General features: G+C 68.1%; 6 protein-coding genes. 2 read left to right on the top strand and 4 right to left on the bottom strand.

From position 1 onward, the window contains the following. Positions 1-16: 16 nt before the first annotated feature. The 3 genes from ACNPM4_RS07195 to ACNPM4_RS07185 all read right to left on the bottom strand — a co-directional run bounded on the left by ACNPM4_RS07195 (position 17) and on the right by ACNPM4_RS07185 (position 3,512). Positions 17-1,402: a PhoH family protein gene (locus ACNPM4_RS07195; RefSeq protein ID WP_029262965.1), complete on the bottom strand. Its 1,386-nt coding sequence runs from the start codon at positions 1,400-1,402 to the stop codon at positions 17-19. Between the two features lie 158 nt (positions 1,403-1,560). Continuing rightward, positions 1,561-2,691, bottom strand: a complete 1,131-nt coding sequence (locus tag ACNPM4_RS07190) for an aminotransferase class V-fold PLP-dependent enzyme (RefSeq protein WP_448985233.1) — start codon at positions 2,689-2,691, stop codon at positions 1,561-1,563. Between the two features lie 41 nt (positions 2,692-2,732). After that, the gene (locus tag ACNPM4_RS07185; RefSeq protein ID WP_029262967.1) at positions 2,733-3,512 is read right to left on the bottom strand and encodes an isoprenyl transferase; all 780 of its coding nucleotides are present in this window, start codon (positions 3,510-3,512) and stop codon (positions 2,733-2,735) included. 98 nt (positions 3,513-3,610) lie between these two features. Between ACNPM4_RS07185 and trhA the strand changes: the two genes are divergently transcribed. Beyond that, a complete protein-coding gene (trhA, locus tag ACNPM4_RS07180; protein WP_448985232.1) occupies positions 3,611-4,342 on the top strand; it encodes a PAQR family membrane homeostasis protein TrhA in 732 nt (243 codons plus the stop codon). Between the two features lie 48 nt (positions 4,343-4,390). Here the strand turns inward: trhA and ACNPM4_RS07175 are convergent, their stop codons facing one another. After that, a complete protein-coding gene (locus ACNPM4_RS07175) occupies positions 4,391-4,696 on the bottom strand; it encodes a hypothetical protein (protein ID WP_237682422.1) in 306 nt (101 codons plus the stop codon). A 68-nt stretch (positions 4,697-4,764) separates the two neighbouring features. On the opposite strand from ACNPM4_RS07175, the gene ACNPM4_RS07170 reads away from it, so the two are divergent. Further along, entirely contained in the window at positions 4,765-5,151 is a 387-nt protein-coding gene (locus ACNPM4_RS07170; protein WP_091034277.1) for a DUF4307 domain-containing protein, read from the top strand. Positions 5,152-5,180 lie beyond the last annotated feature (29 nt).

Here is a 5,180-nt window from a genome sequence, read left to right as displayed (position 1 = left end):
CCCTCGTTTCCGGTCGTCAGCTGAGCTCTCCGCCCTCCAGGAGCTCGGTGACGAGGGCGGCGATGGCCGAGCGCTCGGAGCGCGTCAGGGTGACATGTCCGAAGAGCTCATGCCCCTTCAGTGTCTCGATGACACTGGCGATCCCATCGTGCCGGCCGACGCGGAGGTTGTCCCGCTGACCGACGTCGTGGGTGAGGATGACCCGCGAGTTCTGTCCCATGCGGCTCAGCACGGTGAGCAGCACGTTCCGCTCGAGGGATTGGGCCTCATCGACGATCACGAAGGCGTCGTGCAGAGAGCGTCCACGGATGTGCGTGAGGGGCAGCACTTCGAGCAGTCCGCGCTCGACGACCTCTTCGATGACGTTGCCGGAGACGACCGAGCCGAGTGTGTCGAACACCGCCTGCCCCCAGGGGCCCATCTTCTCGCCCTGGTCGCCGGGCAGGTAGCCGAGCTCCTGGCCGCCGACCGCGAACAGCGGCCGGAACACGATGATCTTCTTCTGCTGCTGGCGCTCCAATACGGCCTCGAGCCCGGCGCACAGTGCGAGCGCCGACTTGCCGGTTCCCGCGCGACCGCCCAGGGAGACGATGCCGACCTCCTGGTCGAGCAGCAGGTCGATCGCGATCCGCTGCTCCGCCGAACGGCCGTGCATGCCGAAGATGTCGCGGTCGCCGCGCACCAGGCGGAACTCGCCGTCACCCGTGACGCGCCCGAGAGCGGATCCGCGCTCGGAGTGGATGATCAGCCCCGTGTTCACCGGGATCCCCCGAGCCTGGTCGCTGATACCGACTTCGCTCTCGTAGAGGTCGCTGATGTCGTCGCCGGAGAGGTCGAGCGTCGCGATGCCGGTCCATCCGGAGTCCACCGCCTGCTCGGCGAGGTACTCCTCGGCCCGGAGCCCCAGCGATGCGGCCTTCACGCGCATCGGCAGGTCCTTCGAGACGATCGTGACGTCCTGGCCGTCCTGCGCGAGGTGCATCGCGACCGAGAGGATGCGGGTGTCGTTGTCGCTGAGCCGGATGCCGGCGGGGAGTACCGAGGAGTCGGTGTTCGCCAGCTCGACGCGGAGCGTGCCGCCCTCCCCGACCTCGACCGGGAAGTCCAGGCGGCCGTGCTCGATGCGCAGGTCGTCGAGGTGCCGCAGCGCCTGCCTTGCGAAGTATCCGATCTCCGGGTCGTGACGCTTGCCCTCCAGCTCCGTGATCACGACGACCGGGACGACGACCGAGTGCTCGGCGAAACGGAAGAACGCCTGCGGATCGCTCAGCAGAACGGAGGTGTCGAGCACGTAGGTGCGCAGATCCTGATCCGGATCGGCGGACGACGATGCCCGGCTCGACGTCTTACGGGTGGACTGCTGCGCGGTGCTGGTGGCCTGCTGCGCTGTACGTGTGGTCATGACCCACTCCCGACCCGGGGAATCCCGGCTATTCGAACGAGTCGACCAGGGGGTCACGAGCCGCGAACCTGAGGCCGACCCGAACGGGCGCCTTGCCCGATGCCTAGAACGTACGACCGCCCAGGGGATTAACCCGAACTCGACACGCCAGGGATTCGTTACGCGCTGATGAACGTCTCGTTGCCGAACGCGTGCAGGGCGTCGTCGAGGAGCTCGAAAGTGGCAGCATCCGTACCCGCGTGCGGGGCGACCCGCACCGAAGCACCTCGGGCAGTCACGACGATTCCTGCGTTGGCGAGCGCTGCGGCGAGGCGTGCAGGTTCCTCCGGTGCCAGCGCGACGATGCCGGCCCGCTCCACGCGCTCGCGCGGCGAACTCACCTCGATCCCATGGCGGTCGGCGATCTCGATGACACGGTCGACGTTCTCGGCGAGCCGCTCCTCGATGGCGGCGACCCCGGCATCGCGCATGTCCCGCACGCCGATCGCGAGGCGCCCGGCAGCGAGGGTGTCCGGCTGGCTGACCGTGTAGGCGCTCGCGGATGCCGCCGGCCCCGGCAGCTCATCGACGAACAGTCCGGTCGCCGTCGTTCCGGTGATCCCGGACAGCACGGGGACGATCCGCTCCCGTGCACGCGGCGCGAACCAGGCGAAGGCGCTGCCCCTGCCCGCACGCAACCACTTGTATCCGTGTCCGACGACCACGTCGGCGGCCGCGTAGTCCACGTCGATCACGCCGAACGACTGCACCGCGTCGACGATGAGCAGGCGGTCGGGGCCGATGACGTCACGCAGTGCGGCGAGGTCGGCCCGGTATCCGGTGCGGAAGTCGACGTGACTCACTGCCAGCGCGACGACCTCGTCGTCGAGCGCCTCGGCGACTGCCTCCGGCGTCACGCGTCCGTCGTCGGGCGTGATCCACCGGGGCGATACCGCGCGGTCCGATGCGGTCGCGGCCCGCTCGATCGTCAGGCTGACGCTGGGGAACTCCGCCGTGCTCGCGATGATCGCCCCGGAGATGCCGTACAGCGCGTGCATGAGTCCGTGCGTCGACGAGGGCTGCAGGGTGACGTCGGCGGCGTCTGCGCCGAGGAGCTCCGCGACGAGCGCCTGCGCCTGACCGACGCGCTCGGCGACCAGCGACAGGGAGGAGGGGCGTCCGCTTCCCAGGAGGTCGGCATCGGCGAAGACCTCTTCGCGCACGGAGGGGGACAGCGGACCGAATGCTGCCCAGTTCAGGTAGCCGGACTCGTTGTCGAAAGTGTCGACGTAGTCCTGGAAAGTGCTCACTGCGTCATTGTGGCACGGTGCCGGTCGCACCGCCTCCGGCTTCAGCGACCGAACCGTCGGTCGCGATCCGCGAAGTCGCGGATGGCGCGGAGGAAGTCGACCTGTCGGAGATCGGGCCCGAGGGCCTCGACGAAATAGAACTCGCTGTGAGCGCTCTGCCAAAGCAGGAAGTCGCTCAGCCGCTGCTCACCGCTCGTGCGGATGACGAGGTCCGGGTCCGGCTGTCCCCCGGTGTAGAGGTGTTCCCCGATCATCTCCGGGGTGAGGTGGGCGGCGAGATCCTCCATCGTGCCGCCCGATGCCTCGTGCTTGGTGATGATGCTGCGAACGGCGTCGACGATCTCGTTGCGGCCGCCGTAGCCGACGGCGAGATTCACGTGGAGTCCGCTGTGGTCTTTGGTGCGCGCTTCGGCGTCGGCGAGCACTCTGGCGAGTTCGGGCGGCAGGATGTCGGAGCGTCCGACGTGCTTGACCCGCCAGTTGCCCTCCTGAGAGAGCGCCTCCGCCAGCTCGGCGATGATCTCGATGAGGTCGGCGAGCTCCACGGAGTCCCGCTTTCGCAGGTTGTCACTGGAGAGCAGATACAGCGACACGACGCGCACGCCGAGCTCGTCGCACCAGCCGAGGAACTCACGCATCTTCGCAGCCCCGGCCCGGTGGCCTTCTGCCGCGCTGTCGAACCCGAGCTGGCGCGCCCATCGCCTGTTGCCGTCGATCATCATCGCGACGTGATGCGGGACGGAAGCGGGATCGAGGTGGCGACGCAGCCGACTGGTGTAGAGCCGATACAGCGGCCCTCGCACCGGATTCTCGCGTGATATCACCTCCCTACGCTACCGTGCCCCGGCTTTCGCCACGGTGTGCGGATGCTGAGGATCATGTGCTCGTCGAGGTATGCGCGTCGGCTTAGAGTGAGCACGTGAGCACTCCCGAACAGTCCGGTCCCGACGTCCCCGAGCTCCCGCTGCACGCTGCCGGGGAAGTCGATGCCGCGGTGGAGATCCGACCCACGTGGCGAGGGTGGATCCACGCGGGCACCTTCCCGGTGGCGGTGGTCGCCGGCGCGATCCTGATCCTCGTCGCCGACGGGGCCGCAGCGAAATGGGCCTCCGCGGTCTTCATGGTCACGTCCATGCTGCTGTTCGGCAACTCGGCGCTTTACCACCGGTTCGACTGGAAGCCGAAGGTCAAGGTGCTCCTGAAGCGGATCGATCACGCGAACATCCTGCTGCTGATCGCCGGCACCTACACGCCGCTGGCCGTGCTCGCGCTGCCGCCTGCGAAGGGAGTGCTGCTCCTCTGCCTCGTCTGGGGAGGGACCCTCGTCGGCATCCTCTTCCGCGTCTTCTGGATCAACGCCCCCCGCTGGCTGTACGTCGCGCTGTATCTGCTGCTCGGCTGGGCGGCGGTGATGTACATCGGCGACCTTCTCGCGGCGAACGTCGCGATGATGGTGCTCGTCATCGTCGGCGGGCTCCTGTACACGGGCGGCGCGGTCGTCTACGCGCTCAAGAAGCCGAATCCCTGGCCCGGCCACTTCGGCTTCCACGAGATCTTCCACGTGTGCACCGTGCTCGCGTTCCTGTGCCATTGGACCGCGTGCCTGCTCATCGCCCTCGCACCGCTGTCGCCCTCGCTCGGCGCTCCGTAGTCACCCGTCGGCCTGGGCTCGCTCGGGCGCTCCGGCGCCCTGGGGCACTCAGCGTGCCGGCGGTTCTTCGCCCTCGTCGCGGGCGCCGGCGCCGTCGATCTCGGTCGATCCCGTCGTGCTCGTGTCGCCTTGGGCTCCGAAGGCGGCGCGTGCGGCTTCCTCGGCGTCGAGTTCCTCGCGCACCTCGTCGCGGTACCGGACGCGGCGGATCCGACGATTCATGTCCCAGATGAGCAGGATCACGGCGATCACGATCACCACGATCACGGCGAAACCGATGAACCCGGGGGTGACGGCCTCCGGCTTCACCGTCATGGACGGTGTCGGCATCGGGGTCTCGGTCAGAGCGAGCATGAATCGGCCTTTCGTACGCAGGTCGCATAACCTGGTACCACCAGCCTAACGACCGGGAAGACCCACCTGTGACGACCGCACAAGAGCTCGACGAACGCTATGGACGAACCCGACGGCGGCGGTGGCCGTGGATCGCCGGCGGCGGCCTCGCGCTGCTCGTGGTCGGTGCGTTCAGCTGGATGACCGTCGCGCAGTCCATGGCCTCCGTCGACGCCGACGATCTGGGCTTCACGCTCGTCGATGAGTACTCGGTAGAAGTGAGCTTCCAGGTCACCGGCGTGCAGGGCCGGGACGTCGTCTGCGCCCTCGAAGCCCTCGATGAGGAGTTCGGCGTGGTCGGCTGGAAGATCGTCGAGATCCCCGCCGGGGACAGTCACTCACAGGCGAAGTCGGTCACCATCCCGACGGTCGCCGAGGCCACGACAGGTTTGGTGAACACCTGCTGGGTCGCCTAGACTCGTGGCAGACATACGACGCCCCCGGC

The sequence above is a fragment of the Microbacterium umsixpiens genome, assembly GCF_053543675.1.
The sequence above is the reverse complement of the archived record's forward strand: the minus strand, read 5'-3'. Positions and strand labels throughout refer to the sequence as shown.